Raw genomic sequence first — 16,146 nt, forward strand, 5'->3', positions numbered from 1 at the left:
CGGTGCCGGACTTCGCCGGTGGCACCCGGCTCGGCGAGACGCTGCAGGCGTTCCTCGACCGCTGGGGCCGCCGCGGTGTCGCCCGCCGCGCGGTGGTCACCGTCTTCTCCGACGGCTGGGAGCGCGGCGACACCGGCCTGCTCGGCGAGCAGCTCGCCCACCTGCGCCGCCTCGCGCACGCCGTATTCTGGGTGAATCCCCACGCCGGGAGGGCGGGGTACGCTCCGGTCCAGTCGGGCATCGTGGCCGCGCTGCCCCACATCGACCGGCTGCTGGCCGGGCACACCCTGGCCACCTTGGAACGACTGCTCCGGGAGATTGCCGATGCGTGACGTACTGGACGACGTGTTCCGCCGCTGGTCCGCGGGCGAGACCGTCGGGCTCGGCACCGTGGTCGCCACCTTCTCGTCGGCGCCGCGCGCGCCCGGCGCCGCGATGGTCGTCGCGCCCGACGGCACGGTCGCCGGCAGCGTGTCCGGCGGCTGCGTCGAAGGCGCGGTCTACGAGCTCGCGCAGGAGGTCGTCGCCGAGCGCAAGCCGGTGCTGCAGCGCTACGGCGTCACCGACGACGACGCGTTCGCGGTCGGCCTGACCTGCGGCGGGATCATCGACATCTACGTCGAGCACGTCGACCGCGAGTCGATGCCGGAGCTCGGCGACGTCGTCGCGTCGGTGCGCGGCGGCGAGCCGGTCGCGGTCGTCACGATCATCGAGCACGAACGCGAAGGCCTGGTCGGCGAGCACATGATCGTGTGGCCGGACCGGACGGCGGGCTCGCTCGGCTCGTCCCGGATGGACGACGCGGTGGCCGACGACGCGCGCGGCCTGCTGGCCAGCGGCCGCACCGGCACCCTGCACTACGGCCCGGACGGCCAGCGCCGCGGCGAGGGCATGGCGGTGTTCGTCAACTCCTTCGAGCCGCCGCCCCGGCTGCTGGTCTTCGGCGCGATCGACTTCGCCGCCGCGATGGCCCGCATGGGCGCCTACCTCGGTTACCAGGTCACGGTCTGCGACGCGCGGCCGGTGTTCGCCACCACCAGCCGGTTCCCGGACGCGCACGACGTCGTCGTCGACTGGCCGCACCGGTACCTGAAGGCGGAGGCCGAAGCGGGGCGGATCGACCAGCGCACGGCGATCGCGGTGCTGACCCACGACCCCAAGTTCGACGTCCCGCTGCTCGAGGTCGCGCTGCGCCTGGACGTCGGCTACGTCGGCGCGATGGGCTCCCGCAAGACCCACGACGACCGCTTCGCCCGCCTTCGCGAAGCCGGGATCACCGAAGCGGAACTGGACCGGCTGTCCTCGCCGATCGGCCTCGACCTCGGCGCGCGCACGCCGGAGGAAACGGCCGTGTCGATCGCCGCGGAGATCATCGCGCTGCGGTGGGGTGGCGGCGGAAAACGGCTCGCCGAACTCAGCGGTCGCATCCACGGCTGACTACTCCGGGTGGCCCACAAAAGTTCACCCATCCGGATCTCCGCACATACGGAGTTGCACAAGGTTTCCAGACGCACCTGCGGAACAAGTAGTTGAACGTGTGACATCAGGGCTTGTCCGCGCCAAGGTCGCGTAGCACGCTCGGGGTTTGTGAGCCCGATCACGGTCGGGCAGGCCGTTCCCGAACCGGCTTTTGGAGGCCTGATGCGCATCACCGTCACCGTCGACGGGACGAAGTACACCGACGAAGTCGAGCCCCGCACCCTGCTCGTGCACCACCTACGCGAAAAACTCGGGAAGGTCGGCACCGTCGTCGGTTGCGACACGAGCAACTGCGGCGCGTGCACCGTCCACCTGGACGGGCACAGCGTGAAGTCCTGCTCCGTGCTGGCCGTGCAGGCCGACGGCTGCGAGGTCACCACCATCGAAGGCCTGGCCCGCGACGGGCAGCTGCACCCGGTGCAGAAAGCCTTCCACGACAACCACGCGCTCCAGTGCGGGTTCTGCACGCCCGGCATGATCATGCAGTCGATCGACCTCCTGGCCGACAACCCGGACCCGGACGAACAGGCCGTCCGCGAAGGCCTCGAAGGCAACCTGTGCCGCTGCACCGGCTACCAGAACATCGTCCGCGCGGTCCGCGACGCCGCGCAGAACATGAGTCCCGGCGCGGGGCCCGAAGCGGAACGCATCACCGAGAACAAGCACGTCGGCGTGGGTGGTGACTGATGACCGCGACGCTCGAGCCGGAGGTCGGGAAGTCCCGCCGCCGCAAGGAGGACGAGCGGCTGATCACCGGCCGCACCCGCTGGACCGACAACATCGCGCTGCCCGGGATGCTGCACATGGCCGTGCTGCGCAGCCCGTTCGCGCACGCCAAGATCGTTTCGATCGACACCTCGGCGGCGAAGAGCGCCCCCGGCGTCGTCGCCGTGTTCACGGCGAAGGACCTCGACCCGGACAGCTCGATCGGCATGCCCTGCGCGTGGCCGATCACGCCGGACATGAAGGCGCCGCGCCGTCCGGTGCTCGCCGCCGACCAGGTCAACTTCGCCGGTGAAGGCGTCGCGGTCGTCGTCGCGCGGTCGTCGGCCGAAGCGCACGACGCGCTCGAAGAGATCGACGTCGAGTACGACGAGCTGCCGGTCATCCTCGACATGGAAGCCGCGATCGCCGACGGCGCCCCGCTCGTGCACGAGGACCAGGGGAGCAACACCAGCGCCGTCTGGAAGTTCGACTCCGCCGAGGCCGGCACGGGCGGCAACGTCGAGGAGGCGATCAGCTCGGCGGAGGTCGTCGTCAAGCGCCGCTTCCGCCAGCAGCGCCTGGTGCCCGCGTTCATGGAGCCGCGCGCCTGCGTCGTCGACCCGACCGGCACCCAGATCACCATGTGGTCGGCCACGCAGATCCCGCACATCCTGCGCGTGATGTCGGCGCTGACGCTCGGCATCCCCGAGCACAAACTGCGCGTGGTCGCCCCGGACGTCGGCGGCGGCTTCGGCGGCAAGATCGGCGTCCTGCCCGAAGAGATGATGTCGCTGCTGGTCGCGCAGAAGCTCGGCAAGCCGGTCAAGTGGAACGAATCGCGGTCGGAGACGATGCTCGCCGCGCACCACGGCCGCGACCAGATCCAGGACATCACCATCTCGGCCACCCGCGACGGCCAGGTCACCGGCCTCAAGGTCGAGCTGCTCGCCAACCTCGGCGCGTACAACGGCCTGGTCGGCACCGGCGTGCCGATCCTCGGCGCGTTCATGTTCAACGCGATCTACAAGATCCCGGCGTACCACTTCGCGTGCACCAACGTGTACACGACGACGACGCTGACCGACGCCTACCGCGGCGCCGGACGGCCGGAGGCGACGTTCGCGATCGAGCGGATCATGGACGAGCTCGCCGTCGAGCTCGGCGTGGACCCCCTGGAGCTGCGCGAAAAGAACTGGATCAAGCACGAGGAGTTCCCGTTCACCACGGTGTGCGGGCTGACCTACGACTCCGGCAACTACGAGGCCGCCACCGAGAAGGCCAAGCAGCTCTTCGACTACGACGGCCTGCGCGCCGAGCAGGAGAAGCGCCGCAAGGCGGGCGACAAGGTCCAGCTCGGCATCGGCATCTCGACGTTCACCGAGATGTGCGGGCTCGCGCCGTCGCGGGTGCTCGGCTCGCTCGACTACGGTGCCGGCGGCTGGGAGCACGCGGCGATCCGGATGCTCCCGACCGGCAAGGTCGAGGTCATCACGGGCGCCTCCGCGCACGGCCAGGGCCACGAGACGGCGTGGAGCCAGATCGTCGCCGACCAGCTGGGCGTCGCGTTCGAGGACGTCGAGATCATCCACGGTGACACCCAGTCCTCGCACAAGGGCATGGACACCTACGGCTCGCGGTCGCTGGTCGTGGGCGGGATCGCCATCGTCAAGGCGGCCGAGAAGGTGGTCGCGAAGGCCAAGCCGATCGCGGCGCACCTGCTCGAATGCGCCGAGGACGACCTCGAGTTCGCGAACGGCAAGTTCACCGTCAAGGGCACGGACTCCTCGACCGGCATCGCCGACATCGCGCTCGCGGTGTTCGCGGCGCACAACCTGCCCGACGGGGTCGAGCCGTCGCTCGACTCGGACGCCACGTTCGACCCGGAGAACTTCTCCTACCCGCACGGCACGCACCTGTGCGCCGCCGAGGTGGACACCGAAACGGGCCGGATCAAGCTGCGGTCCTACGTCTGCGTCGACGACGTCGGCGTCGCGGTGAACCCGCTGATCGTCGAGGGCCAGGTGCACGGCGGGCTCGCGCAGGGCATCGCGCAGGCGCTGTTCGAGGGCACCGAGCACGACGAGAGCGGCACGCTCACCACCGGCACGTTCGCCGACTACCTGCTGCCGTCGGCGGCCGACCTGCCCTCGTTCACCACCGACCGCACGGAAACGCCGTCGACGACCAACCCGCTCGGCGCCAAGGGCGTCGGCGAGGCGGGCACCATCGCCTCGACCCCGGCGGTGGTCAACGCGGTGATCGACGCCGTGCGCCACTTCGGCGTGAACGACATCGAGATGCCGCTGACCCCGATGCGGGTCTGGCACGCGGTGCAGCACGGCACCACCGACGCGGGCGGCCCCGGCCGCGACGAAGCCGGTGGCGGACTCGGTTCGATCGACGCCTCCGGAGGTGCGCAGTGATCCCGGCTCCCTTCGAGTACGCCCGCCCGTCCACAGTGGACGAAGCGGTGCAGGCGCTGGCGGCGGCGGGCGAGGACGCCAAGGTGCTGGCCGGCGGGCAGAGCCTGCTGCCGGTGCTGCGGATGCGCCTCGCCGCGCCGACGACGCTGGTCGACCTCGGGCGCGTCGCGGAGCTGCGCGGCGTGCGCGAGGACGGCGACGCGCTGGTGATCGGCTCGATGACGACGCACTACGACGTCCAGCGCGACCCGCTGGTCGCCGAGCACGCGGCGTTGCTCAAGGCCGCGACCGACACGGTCGCCGACCCGCAGATCCGCCACCGCGGCACGTTCGGCGGCGCGATCGCCCACGCCGACCCGGCGGGCGACCTGCTGGCGCCGGTGCTCGCGCTGGAAGCGTCGCTGGTGGTGGCCGGGCCTTCGGGCCGCCGGACGGTGCCGGCCGCGGAGTTCTTCCAGGACCTGTTCACCACGGCGCTCGGGCCGGACGAGCTGCTCGTGGAGGTCCGCGTACCCAAGCACACCGGGTGGCGGGCGCACTACGAGAAGTTCAACCGGGTCGCCCAGGCGTGGTCGATGGTCGCGGTCGCGGTCACCGTCCGCACCGAAGCGGGGGTCATCGAGGAGGCCAGGGTCGCGCTGACGAACATGGGCTCCACGCCGGTCCGCGCTTCGGGCGTCGAAGCGGCGCTGGTCGGCGTCCAGGCCGCGGCGGACTCGATCCGCGCGGCGGCGGAGCACGCGGCCGAGGGCACGAACCCGCCGGTCGACGGCAACGCCGACGTCGAATACCGCCGCCACCTGGCGAAGGTGCTCACGGGCCGTGCCATCGCGGCGGCGGCCGGGGCCTGACGACACCGGATCGCCCACCCGGCCGCCGCCCGCGCGGCGGCTAGGGTGGGCACCGGACACCCCAGGTCTGGCAGAGAGGAGGTCGGCCCGTGCGGCTCGACCACGAATTCACCGTCCCGGCCCCGATCGGCGAGGTCTGGCAGGCGGTCGTCGACCCCGAGCGCGTCGCCCCGTGCATGCCGGGAGCCACGCTGACCAAGGTCGAGGGGGACGCTTTCAGCGGCACGGTGAAGGTCAAGCTCGGGCCGATTTCGCTGCTGTACAAGGGCAACGGCGAGTTCCTCGAGAAGGACGAGGCCGCGCACAAGGTCACGATCAAGGCGTCGGGCAAGGACTCGCGAGGTGCCGGCACGGCGTCCGCGACGGTGACCTTGACGTTGACCGAGAGCGACGGCGGCACCCACGGCGCGGTGGCGACCGACCTGGCGATCACCGGCAAGCCGGCGCAGTTCGGGCGGGGCCTGATCAGCGAGGTGGGCGGCAAGATCCTGGACACGTTCGCCGGGTGCCTGTCGGGCAAGCTCGCCCCGGAACCGGCCGTCGCGCCGGCCCCGGAGCCCGCGCCCGAGCCGGCGGTCAAGCCCGCGCCGACGACCGCGGAGATCAACACCGAACCCCGGCCCTCGGCACCGCCGTCGGACCGCCCGCCGCTGCGCAGCGTCCCGGCGGCTCCGGAAACCGAAGCGATCGACCTGCTCGACTACGCCGGGCAGTCGGTGCTGAAGCGGCTGGCGCCGGTGCTGATCGGCGTCGCCGTGGTGGCCGGCCTGGTCGCGATCGTCCGCGCGCTGCGGAAGTAGGCGTGGTCTGAAGGGGACCTTCTGGAGCGGAAGGTCCCCTTCGGCGTGTCCGGTTGATCTACTGTGCGCGGGTGTTCGGGCAAACCGGCGCCGGCAATTCGTCCGGACCGGCGACGTGGCTCGTCCGAACGGCTACGCTGGGCTACCTGGTCGGCCGAACTTCGCGCAAGGGGTACGTCACGATGCCGGTTCGTCACACCCGTGGCCTCGGCTCTTGAGAGCCCAGGCCGCCGTGCGCCGGGAAGCGCTTTCCGACTGGCCCGGGTGGCCCGCGCGGTGGGAGATGTGGGCCGGGGCGAAAGCCCGGTGGATCGCGTACGCCCTCGGCTGTGAGCTGCTCGCCGTCGGCGCGACGGCGGTGGCGCTGGGCACCGGGTTCGGCGAGCCGGTGCGGCCGGTCTGGTTCGCGGTGCTGGTCGGGCTCGGGGTGGCGCAGGCCGAGATGTCGCGCCGCATCGAACGGCTGCGGCGGTGGATGAGCGGCCAGACGCACATCAACGTCACCTCGGTCTGGTACCTCGCCGGCGTCGTCCTGCTGCCGCCGGCCTGGGTGGCGCTGCTCGCCCTCGTGCTCTACGCCCACCTGTGGGTGCGCGTGTGGCGCCAGGTGCGCACGCGGCCCGCGCACCGCTTCGTCGCGAGCACGGCGTGGGCGATGCTCTCGTGCTTCGCGGCTTCGTCCGTGCTCGCCGTGCTGGGGTTGCACGGGACGCCGTTGCAGACACCGCGCGGGCTGTTCGCGCTCTGCCTCGCGGCCGTGGTGTTCGAGCTGGTGAACATCGGTCTCGTGGCCACCGGCATCTACCTCTACACGAGCCAGCGCTCGGCGGCCGACCTGATCGGCACCTGGGAGGACAACGCCTTCGAGCTGGCGACCCTCTGCCTCGGCGGGCTGGCCGCGCTGGCGCTGGTCGAGCAGCCGGTGCTGGTGGTGTTCGTGGTCGCGCCGCTGCTGTTGCTGCACCGGTACCTGCTGTTGAAGCAGCAGCTGCAGGTCGCCGCCGTCACCGACGAGAAGACGGGCCTGCTCAACACCGCGGGCTGGCACGACTCCGCGGTCCGGGAATACGCCCGCGCGCTGCGCCGCGGCGACGGCTTCGCGGTGCTGATGATCGACCTCGACCACTTCAAGAAGATCAACGACACCTACGGCCACCTCACCGGCGACGACGTCCTGGCCGCCGTCGCGGTGGCGATCTCCGGCTCGGTGCGCCAGGGCGACACGGTCGGGCGGTTCGGCGGCGAGGAGTTCGTGGTGCTGCTGCCGGGCACCGGCCACGCCGACGTGCTCGCCATCGCCGAGCGGGTGCGGGTGGCGGTGGGCGAGCTGACCGTGGTCATCTCGACCGGGAGCGGGACGGTCCGGGTGAGCGGCCTGTCGGTGTCGATCGGGGTCGCGCGCCACCCCGGCACCGGCATGTCGCTCGACGACGTGCTGCGCTCGGCCGACGCGGCGCTGTACCGGGCGAAGGAAGCCGGCCGCAACCGCGTCGCCGTGTGACGAACGGCGCGAAATAGCCGCTCCGGCAGGCCGTTGAACCCGGTATGAGCGGCGCGGATCACGAGACGGACGTGGTGGTGATCGGGGCGGGCCAGGCGGGCCTGTCCGCGGCGTACCACCTGCGGCGCGCCGGGTTCGCCAACCGGACCGGCTTCGTCGTGCTGGACCACGGTAAGCGCGCCGGGGGCGCGTGGCAGTACCGCTGGCCGTCGCTGGTGCTCGGCAAGGTGCACGGCATCCACGACCTGCCCGGCATGGCCTTCGGCACCCCGGACGTCACGCGGCCCGCCTCCGAAGTCGTTTCCGAATACTTCGCGCGCTTCGAGAGCGTGTACGACCTCCCGGTGCTGCGGCCCGTCGACGTCCGGTCGGTGACGCGGGCGGGGGAGCGGCTCGTGGTTTCGAGCCCGGCGGAATCCTGGGCCGCGCGGGCGGTGATCAGCGCGACCGGCACCTGGGACCGCCCGTTCTGGCCGCACTACCCGGGCCAGGAGACCTTCGCCGGCCGCCAGGTGCACACCGCGGACTACCTCGGACCCGAAGACTTCCGCGGCGCGCGCGTGGTCGTCGTCGGCGGCGGGGCGTCGGCCGTGCAGCTGCTGATGGAGTTCGCGCCGCTCGCCCGCGCGACGGCCTGGGTGACGCGCCGCCCGCCGGTCTGGCGGGACGAGCCGTTCAGCGAGAACTGGGGACGCACGGCCGTGGCGAAGGTCGACGAGCGGGTGCGGGCCGGGCTGCCGCCCGAGAGCGTGGTGAGCGTGACCGATCTGGCGGTGACGCCGGAGGTGCGCGCCGCCCGCGCGGCCGGGATCCTGGACCGGCGGCCGATGTTCGCCCGGATCGTGCCGTCCGGCGTCGAGTGGGCGGACGGCACCCGCTTCGACGCCGACGTGATCCTCTGGGCCACCGGCTTCCGCGCGGCGATCGACCACCTCGCCCCGCTGCACATCCGCGAGCCGGGCGGCGGCATCCGCGTCGACGGCACGCGGGTGGCGCTCGAGCCGCGGCTGCACCTGGTGGGGTACGGGCCGTCGGCGAGCACGGTCGGGGCCAACCGGGCTGGCCGGGCCGCGGTGGCGGAGATCCGGAAACTGCTGCAGCGCTGAGCTGGGGCGGCCCCGCACGTCATGAAAGGGTCGTTCATCTCGCCGGACGAGGTGAAAGGGTCGTTCACCACGTGCCTGGCCGGGGCTCGGCACCAGTCGCGGTGGCTCGCTCGGCGGCCCCCCGGCGCGACTCTGCCGGAGCCGTTCTTGGCCGCATCCCGGCGCACGGGGCAGTATCCCGGTCAGCGACACATCCGCTGATCAGCGGAAACCGTGAAAAACTCACCCTCTTGACCGATTCAACGACAAGACAAGTCTTGTCAGCCGATCCCCCTCCTCGTTAAAGTCCGCTTAGTTAGGAAACTTTCCTAACTGTTTGTCCCGACGCCGCAGCCCCGTCAAGCCACCGCCAAGGCCCTTAAGGAGTGCGACGTGCCGTCCACCCGATTACGCCCCCTCGCCCGGCTCGCCCCGGTGCTCGCCGCCGTGGTCCTGCTGCCCTCCGCGATCACCGCGGCCGCCAGTGCCGAGGCCGCCGATGTGCTGCTCTCGCAGGGCAAGCCCGTGGCCACCTCCACCATCGAAGGCTCCTCCTACACCGGGGCGAAAGCCGTCGACGGCAGCACCACCACGCGGTGGGCCAGCGCCGAAGGGTCCGACCCGCAGTGGCTGCGGATCGACCTCGGCCAGCCCGCCACCATCCACCGCGTCCTGCTCAACTGGGAAGCCGCGTACGCCAAGAAGTACCGGATCGAGGTCTCCGACGACGGCTCGACGTTCACCACCGCCGCCAGCGTCGACACCGGGGACGGCAAGCTCGACGACCTGACCGGGCTGTCGGCGCACGGCCGGTTCGTGCGCTTCGTCGGTCTCACCCGCGGCACCAGCTACGGCTACTCCTTCTGGGAGATGCAGGTCTTCGGCAGTACCGACTCCTCCGGCGACACCCAGCCGCCGACCGTCCCGGCCGGGCTGACCGCCGGGGCCGCGACCGCCACGAGCGTCCCGCTCACCTGGAGCGCCGCCACCGACAACACCGGCGTCGCCGGGTACGACATCCTGCGCAACGGCACCGCCGTCGCCACCAGCGCGACGACGTCCTACACCGACACCGGGCTCACACCGGACACCAGCTACACCTACGCCGTCCGCGCGCGCGACAACGCGGGCAACGTCTCGGCGGCCAGCACGCCGATCACCGTCAAGACCGCCGCCGGGAGCCCCGGGTTCGTCCTCGCCGCGGCCGGTGACATCGCCGAGCGGTGTACCGCCAGCAGTTCGAGCTGTGCCCACGTCAAGACCGCGAAGCTCGTGGAAACCATGAACCCCGCGGCCGTGATCACCATGGGCGACAACCAGTACGACGACGCCCACCTGTCGGACTTCAAGTCCTACTACGACACGACCTGGGGCAAGTTCAAGAGCAAGACCCACCCGATCCCCGGCAACCACGAGACCTACGACGACACGCCGTACAAGGGTTACGACGACTACTTCGGCGCCATCGCGAAGCCCAACGGCCAGCGCTACTACAGCTGGGAAATGGGCAACTGGCACTTCATCGCCCTCGACTCCAACGACTTCGCCACCCACGAGTTCGGCCCGGACGAGCAGATGGCGTGGCTGAAGCAGGACCTCGCCAACAACAAGAAGGGCTGCGTCGCCGCCTACTGGCACCACCCGCGGTGGAGCTCCGGCGACCACGGCGACAACCCCGACAGCATCGAGCTGTGGAACCTCATGGCGGCCAGCAAGGTCGACCTCGTCCTCAACGGCCACGACCACGACTACGAGCGGTTCGTTCCGCAGAACGCCGACGGCAAGGCCGACGCTAGCGGCCCCGTCGAGATCGTCGGCGGCTCCGGCGGCGCGAGCCTCTACAACCTGAGCTCGCCGCACCCCACGACCGCCAAGCTGCTCAAGACCTACGGCGTGCTGAAGCTGTCCATGACCGACACCAGCTTCCAGTCGCAGCTCATCGGCGTCGACGGCAAGGTCCTGGACAGCAGCCCGACCTACACCTGCCACTAGGGGGGACGAGCATGTACATCGCGGCAAGCCGGACCTCGGACCTGGCGGCGGGCACCGACCGGAAACCCGCGCTGAAGCGGGTGTCGGCGAACGTCGTCGCCCTCGGCGCGGTCAGCCTGGTCACCGACGTCTCCTCGGAGATGGTGACCGCCGTCCTCCCGCTCTACCTGGTGCTCGGCCTCGGCCTGAACCCGCTGCAGTTCGGGCTGCTCGACGGGCTCTACGCGGGCGCCACCGCGGTCGTGCGGGTGCTCGGCGGGCACCTCGCCGACCGGTGGCGGCGGCTCAAGGCGGTCGCCGGGTTCGGGTACGGCTTGTCCGCGGTGTGCAAGCTCGGGCTGGTCGCGGCCGGCTCGTCGGTCGCGGCGATCGGCGTCGTCCTCGCCGCCGACCGCACCGGCAAGGGGCTGCGCACCGGCCCGCGGGACGCGCTGATCTCGCTGTCCAGCGAGCCGGACACGCTCGGCCGGTCGTTCGGGGTGCACCGGGCGATGGACACCGTCGGCGCGTTCCTCGGCCCGCTCGTGGCCATGGCCGTGCTGGCGGTGAGCCTCGGCAGCTACACGAGCGTCTTCTTCACCAGTTTCTGCGTCGCCGCCATCGCGGTGCTGCTGCTCGCCTTGTTCGTCCACGACCGGCCCGGCGCGGTCGACAAGGCGGCCGTCTCGATGCGGGCCGCGCTCGGCCTGCTGCGGCAGCAGGACTTCCGGCGCGTCGCGCTCTGGGCCGCGCTGCTGGGCCTGGTGACGGTCGGGGATTCGTTCGTCTACCTCGTGCTGCAACGGCGGTGGGAGATCGCGGCGACGTGGTTCCCGCTGCTGCCGCTCGGCACCGCCGGCGTCTACCTCGTGCTGGCCGTGCCGCTCGGCAAGCTCGCCGACCGCGTCGGGCGCTGGCCCGTCTTCCTCGGCGGGCACGCCGCGCTGTGCCTGGCCCTCGTCCTGCTCTGCGGCCCGCAGGCCGGGCTCTGGCTCGGGATCATCGCGCTCGGCCTGCACGGCGTGTTCTACGCGGCCACCGACGGCGTCCTGATGGCCGCCGCCGGGCCGCTCATCCCGCGTGACCTGCGGGCCACCGGGATGGCCGTGGTGCAGACCGGGCAGGCCGTCGCCCGGATGCTCTCGTCCGTCCTCTTCGGACTGGCGTGGACGCTGTGGGACCTGCGGCCCGCGGTGCTCGTCGCCGCGGCCTGCCTGGCCGCCGTCGCCCTCGCCGCCGCCCTCGTGAAACCGGTGCGCCCGTGAAGAAACTCGTCCTCGCCCTCGCCGGGACCGCGCTGCTGGTCGCCGCGGCCGTCGCGTACACGGTCGCCTCGCGGCACGACACCGCCGAAGCCGGCCCGGCCGCGCAGCTCACCCTCGCGCCCGGGCAGTTGTTCTTCCGCGACACCGCCAGCGGCCGCGTCGGTGCCGTCCCGCTCGCCGACCCGGGCGCGAAACCGCAGCTCAGCGGCCTGAAGTGCGACCGGTTCGCGGTTGCCGGGCAGACGGCGGTGTGCCTGGTCGTCCAGCCGGGGACGCTCCCGGCGGTCACCGACGTCCTCGTCCTCGACGGCAGGCTCGGCGTCCGCCACACCGAAACCCTGCCCGGCACCCCGAGCCGCGCGCGCGTCTCGCCGGACGGCAAGCGCGTCTACTGGACGTTGTTCGTCACCGGCGACTCCTACGCGCAGACCGGGTTCTCCACCCGCGCGGGACTGTACGAAGTGGACACCGGGCGGCTGGTCAAGACGATCGAGGAGCTGCCCGTCTTCGTCGGCGGCAAGCGCTACTTCGCGGCTGACGTCAACTACTGGGGCATCACGTTCGCCCCCGACGGCAACCGCTTCTACGCCACGCTCGGCAGCAAGGGCACGACGTACCTCGTCGAAGCCGACTACGGGCGCTACCGGGGGAAGGCGCTGCGGGAGAACGTCGAATGCCCGTCGCTGTCGCCGGACGGCAAGCGGGTGGCGTTCAAGAAGAAGGTCGGCGAGGGAGTCTGGCGGCTTTCGGTGCTCGACCTCGCGAGCCTGGCGGAAACCGAGCTGGCGGAAACCCGCAGCGTCGACGACCAGGCGCTCTGGCAGGACGACCACACCGTGCTCTACGGCCTCGAAAACGCGGTCTGGGCGGTGCCGGCGGACGGCTCCGGCGCGCCGCGTCAGCTGGTCGGCGGTGCTGCTTCGCCCGCCGTCACGGGGTGACGTCCACCGCCGAGAACAGCGTGCGGACGCAGAGGTCGCGCAGCTCGGCCTGGGTGATCTTCGGCTGGTCGAGCCAGTCGAGGATGACGGTGGCGACGAACGCCAGCCAGCCGCGGACGGCCACCCGGGTCGTCTCGGTGACGGTGGTCAGCGCGCCGAGCGCGGTCAGGATGCGCTCGGCGTTCGCGGCCATCCCGGCCTCGCGGATCCGCAGGACCTCGCGGTCGGCGCCCGCGGCGGCGCGGTGCACGACGCGGTAGCCGTCGGGGTGCGTGCGCGCGAACTCGAGGTACACGTCGAGCCCGGCCCGCAGCTGCTCCGCGACGGGCAGCGCCGGGTCGGGCTCGCTCATCTCGAGCAGCTGGTCGCGCTGGCTCCGGACGATTTCGAGGAAGAACTCCTTCTTCGTCGGGAAGTAGTGGTACAGCAGGCCGCGCGAGACCTGCGCGATCTCCGCGACCTCTTCGATCCACACCTCGTCGTACGGCCGCGACGCGAACAGCCCGGCGCCGATGGTCAGCAGCTGCTCCCGCCGCTCCTGGGTGCTCAGCCTGGTCCGCATGCTCCCGAGCTTACTTGACACGGGTTCAGTAGCGGGGGATCGTGAGCTTATTGGATCCGGGTTCAACAAGGAGCTGCCGTGGACACCAGCGGGATTCCGCACCGGCCGGGCCGCCTGCCGGTGATCGGCGACCTGATCGGGGCGAACCCGCGCACGCCGTTGCAGGACACCGTGCGCATCGGCAAGCGGCTCGGCCCGATCTTCACGCGCAAGGTGTTCGGCTTCGAGCTCGTCCTCGTCGGCGGCGTCGACCTGGTCACCGAGCTGAACGACGAGACGAAGTTCGGCAAGCACGTCGGCATGGGCGTGGAGAACCTGCGCGCCCTCGGCGGCGACGGCCTCTTCACCGCGCACACCCACGAGCCGAACTGGCGGCTGGCGCACGACATCCTGCAGCCGGCGTTCTCCGCCGAGGCGATGCGCCGCTACCACCCGATCATGCTCGACGTCGCCCGCGAACTCGTCGCGGCTTGGGACGCGGCGAGCGGGCCGGTCGACGTCTCCGCCGACATGACCCGGCTGACCCTCGAGACCATCGGCCGGGCCGGCTTCGGCTACCGGTTCGGCTCGTTCGAGCGCCCCGAACCGCACCCGTTCGTCACGGCGATGATCCGCGCGCTGCGGTACGCGCAGCTGCAGAACGTCAAGCTGCCGTTCGTCCGGCGCGCGTTCGCCGGGACGCCGGAGCAGAACCGCGCGGACATCGCGGTGATGACGGACTTGGTCGACGAGGTCATCGCCGAGCGGCGGGGCAGCGGCGAGGAGAGCCGCGACCTGCTGGGCCTGATGCTCACCGAGGGTCACCCGATGACGGGGGAGCGCCTGGACCCGGTGAACATCCGCAACCAGGCGATCACGTTCGTCGTGGCCGGCCACGAAACGACGTCCGGCGCGCTGTCGTTCGCGCTGTACTACCTGACCCGCCACCCCGAGCTGCTGGCGAAGGCCCGCGCCGAGGTCGACGCGGTGTGGGGCGACCGCGAGCCCGCGTTCGCCGACGTCGCGAAGCTGCGGTACGTCCGCCGCGTGCTGGACGAGGCGATGCGGCTCTGGCCGACCGCGCCCGGCTACTCCCGCGAAGCGCGCGAAGACGTCGTGCTCGGCGGGAAGTACCGGATGCGCAAGGGCGACTGGGTGGTCGTCCCGCTCCCGCTGGTGCACTGCGACCCGGCGGCCTGGGGCGACGACCCGGAGGCGTTCGACCCGGACCGCTTCGAGCCCGCGGCGGTGCGGAAGCGGCCGGCGCAGGCGTACAAGCCGTTCGGGACGGGCGAGCGCGCCTGCATCGGCCGCCAGTTCGCGCTGCACGAAGCCGTGCTGGCGCTGGGAGTGGTGCTGCAGCGCTACGACTTCGACATCGACCCCGCCTACGAGCTGAAGATCGTCGAGTCGCTGACGCTGAAGCCGAGTGGCTTCACCCTGCGCCCCCGGGTCCGGCTCAGGATTTCAGATAGCGCACCTGCGCCGGCTTGACCCGCTCGTACTCCTCCCGGCCCGCGAGGTGCTCGGGCACGCCGACCTCCCACCAGGCCCCGGCTTCCGTCCACGTCGACGGCTGCGTCTTCACCGCGACCACGGCCGGTCGCCGCTCGGCCACCGACGCCTCCCGGGCAGCCGCGTAAGCCGTCCGCAAGGAGTCCACTGTGGACGCCTCGAACACCAGGCAGCCCAGCGATTCCGCGTGCCGCGCGAAGTCCACCCGCGGTGGGGAAGCGTGCGAAGTCGTGCAGTCGGCGTAGAAGTTGTTGAACGGCTTCCCGCCCTGGCCCTCCTGGAGCCGCGCGATCACCGCGTAACCGTCGTTGTCGCAGACGACCGCGACGAACGGGTGCCCGGCGAACGCCGCGGAGAACAGTTCCGAGTTCAGCATCAGGTACGAGCCGTCGCCGAGGAGCGTCGTCACCAGGCCGGGCCACGCGATCGCCGCGCCCCACGCCCCCGCCAGCTCGTAGCCCATGCACGAGAACCCGTACTCGACGTCCATCGACACCGACCCGGACCCGCGCCAGCCGCCGATCAGCTCGCCCGGCAGCCCGCCCGACGCCGTCATGACGTAGTCGTCGCCGGCCGAGAGGTCGTTCACCACGCCGACGACCTGGGCGTACGACGGGACTTCCGAGCCCGCCGACCGCAGCTTGCCGACGTGCGCGTCCCAGACCGCGCGTTCGCTCTCGGCCCGCGCGGTCCACGACGGGTCCACGCGCCAGCTTTCGAGCTGGGCGGCCAGGTCCGCCAGGCCCGCGTCGGCGTCGCCGGTCACGGCCAGGGCGCCGTGCTTCACCGCGTCGAAGCGGGCCGCGTTGAGCGACACCAGGCGGACGTCGGGGGAGAACACCGTCCACGACGCCGTCGTGAAGTCCTGCAGCCGCGTGCCCACGGCCAGCACCACGTCCGCGGCGGCCGCGAGGACGTTCGCCGACGACGAGCCCGTGATGCCGAGCGGTCCCGCGTGCAGCGGGTGGTCGTGCGGGACGAGCGTGCGGCCCGCCGTGGTCTCCACGACCGGGATCCCGTGCCGCTCGGCGAAGTCCAGCGCCCGGCGCGCGGCGCCCGAGTACCGGAC

General features: G+C 71.7%; 14 protein-coding genes. 12 read left to right on the forward strand and 2 right to left on the reverse strand.

Annotated elements, in window-relative coordinates; genetic code table 11:
* The 11 genes from G3I65_RS00690 to G3I65_RS00740 form a co-directional block, all read left to right on the forward strand.
* The coding region (locus G3I65_RS00690; protein ID WP_160693764.1) for a VWA domain-containing protein at window positions 1-332 on the forward strand (332 nt) is incomplete at its 5' end.
* Window positions 325-1,437, forward strand: a complete 1,113-nt coding sequence (locus G3I65_RS00695) for an XdhC/CoxI family protein (RefSeq protein ID WP_160693766.1) — start codon at window positions 325-327, stop codon at window positions 1,435-1,437. The genes G3I65_RS00690 and G3I65_RS00695, both read left to right, overlap by 8 nt.
* A gap of 204 nt (window positions 1,438-1,641) precedes the next feature.
* Window positions 1,642-2,166 carry a (2Fe-2S)-binding protein gene (locus tag G3I65_RS00700; protein ID WP_086865549.1) on the forward strand — a complete coding sequence of 175 codons (525 nt, stop codon included), beginning with the start codon at window positions 1,642-1,644 and terminating at the stop codon, window positions 2,164-2,166.
* Window positions 2,166-4,607: a xanthine dehydrogenase family protein molybdopterin-binding subunit gene (locus G3I65_RS00705; protein ID WP_160693768.1), complete on the forward strand. Its 2,442-nt coding sequence runs from the start codon at window positions 2,166-2,168 to the stop codon at window positions 4,605-4,607. Before G3I65_RS00700 ends, G3I65_RS00705 begins: the two co-directional genes overlap by 1 nt.
* Complete coding sequence (locus G3I65_RS00710) at window positions 4,604-5,458, forward strand: xanthine dehydrogenase family protein subunit M (protein ID WP_160693770.1); 855 nt, start codon at window positions 4,604-4,606, stop codon at window positions 5,456-5,458. Before G3I65_RS00705 ends, G3I65_RS00710 begins: the two co-directional genes overlap by 4 nt.
* An 89-nt stretch (window positions 5,459-5,547) precedes the next feature.
* Window positions 5,548-6,258 carry an SRPBCC family protein gene (locus tag G3I65_RS00715; RefSeq protein WP_160693772.1) on the forward strand — a complete coding sequence of 237 codons (711 nt, stop codon included), beginning with the start codon at window positions 5,548-5,550 and terminating at the stop codon, window positions 6,256-6,258.
* Between the two features lie 283 nt (window positions 6,259-6,541).
* On the forward strand, window positions 6,542-7,759 hold the full coding sequence (locus G3I65_RS00720) for a diguanylate cyclase (protein ID WP_160693782.1): 1,218 nt from the start codon (window positions 6,542-6,544) through the stop codon (window positions 7,757-7,759).
* A 44-nt stretch (window positions 7,760-7,803) separates the two neighbouring features.
* Window positions 7,804-8,865: an NAD(P)-binding domain-containing protein gene (locus tag G3I65_RS00725; protein WP_160693774.1), complete on the forward strand. Its 1,062-nt coding sequence runs from the start codon at window positions 7,804-7,806 to the stop codon at window positions 8,863-8,865.
* Window positions 8,866-9,279: 414 nt separating this feature from the next.
* Window positions 9,280-10,836, forward strand: a complete 1,557-nt coding sequence (locus G3I65_RS00730) for a discoidin domain-containing protein (protein ID WP_160693784.1) — start codon at window positions 9,280-9,282, stop codon at window positions 10,834-10,836.
* An 11-nt stretch (window positions 10,837-10,847) separates the two neighbouring features.
* The gene (locus G3I65_RS00735) at window positions 10,848-12,080 is read left to right on the forward strand and encodes an MFS transporter (RefSeq protein ID WP_160693776.1); all 1,233 of its coding nucleotides are present in this window, start codon (window positions 10,848-10,850) and stop codon (window positions 12,078-12,080) included.
* Window positions 12,077-13,021, forward strand: a complete 945-nt coding sequence (locus G3I65_RS00740) for a PD40 domain-containing protein (protein ID WP_160693778.1) — start codon at window positions 12,077-12,079, stop codon at window positions 13,019-13,021. Before G3I65_RS00735 ends, G3I65_RS00740 begins: the two co-directional genes overlap by 4 nt.
* On the opposite strand, the gene G3I65_RS00745 is transcribed toward G3I65_RS00740, so the two are convergent.
* A complete protein-coding gene (locus G3I65_RS00745; RefSeq protein ID WP_125306508.1) occupies window positions 13,011-13,583 on the reverse strand; it encodes a TetR/AcrR family transcriptional regulator in 573 nt (190 codons plus the stop codon). The genes G3I65_RS00740 and G3I65_RS00745 overlap by 11 nt on opposite strands.
* Before the next feature lie 78 nt (window positions 13,584-13,661).
* On the opposite strand from G3I65_RS00745, the gene G3I65_RS00750 reads away from it, so the two are divergent.
* A complete protein-coding gene (locus G3I65_RS00750; RefSeq protein WP_160693780.1) occupies window positions 13,662-15,056 on the forward strand; it encodes a cytochrome P450 in 1,395 nt (464 codons plus the stop codon).
* Here G3I65_RS00750 and G3I65_RS00755 read toward each other — a convergent pair.
* Window positions 15,022-16,146 (reverse strand): thiamine pyrophosphate-dependent enzyme (locus G3I65_RS00755; RefSeq protein WP_239070116.1); only part of this gene is annotated, 1,125 nt, incomplete at its 5' end. The genes G3I65_RS00750 and G3I65_RS00755 overlap by 35 nt on opposite strands.

The sequence above is a fragment of the Amycolatopsis sp. SID8362 genome (genome assembly GCF_010550475.1).
Lineage (GTDB): Bacteria > Actinomycetota > Actinomycetes > Mycobacteriales > Pseudonocardiaceae > Amycolatopsis > Amycolatopsis eburnea.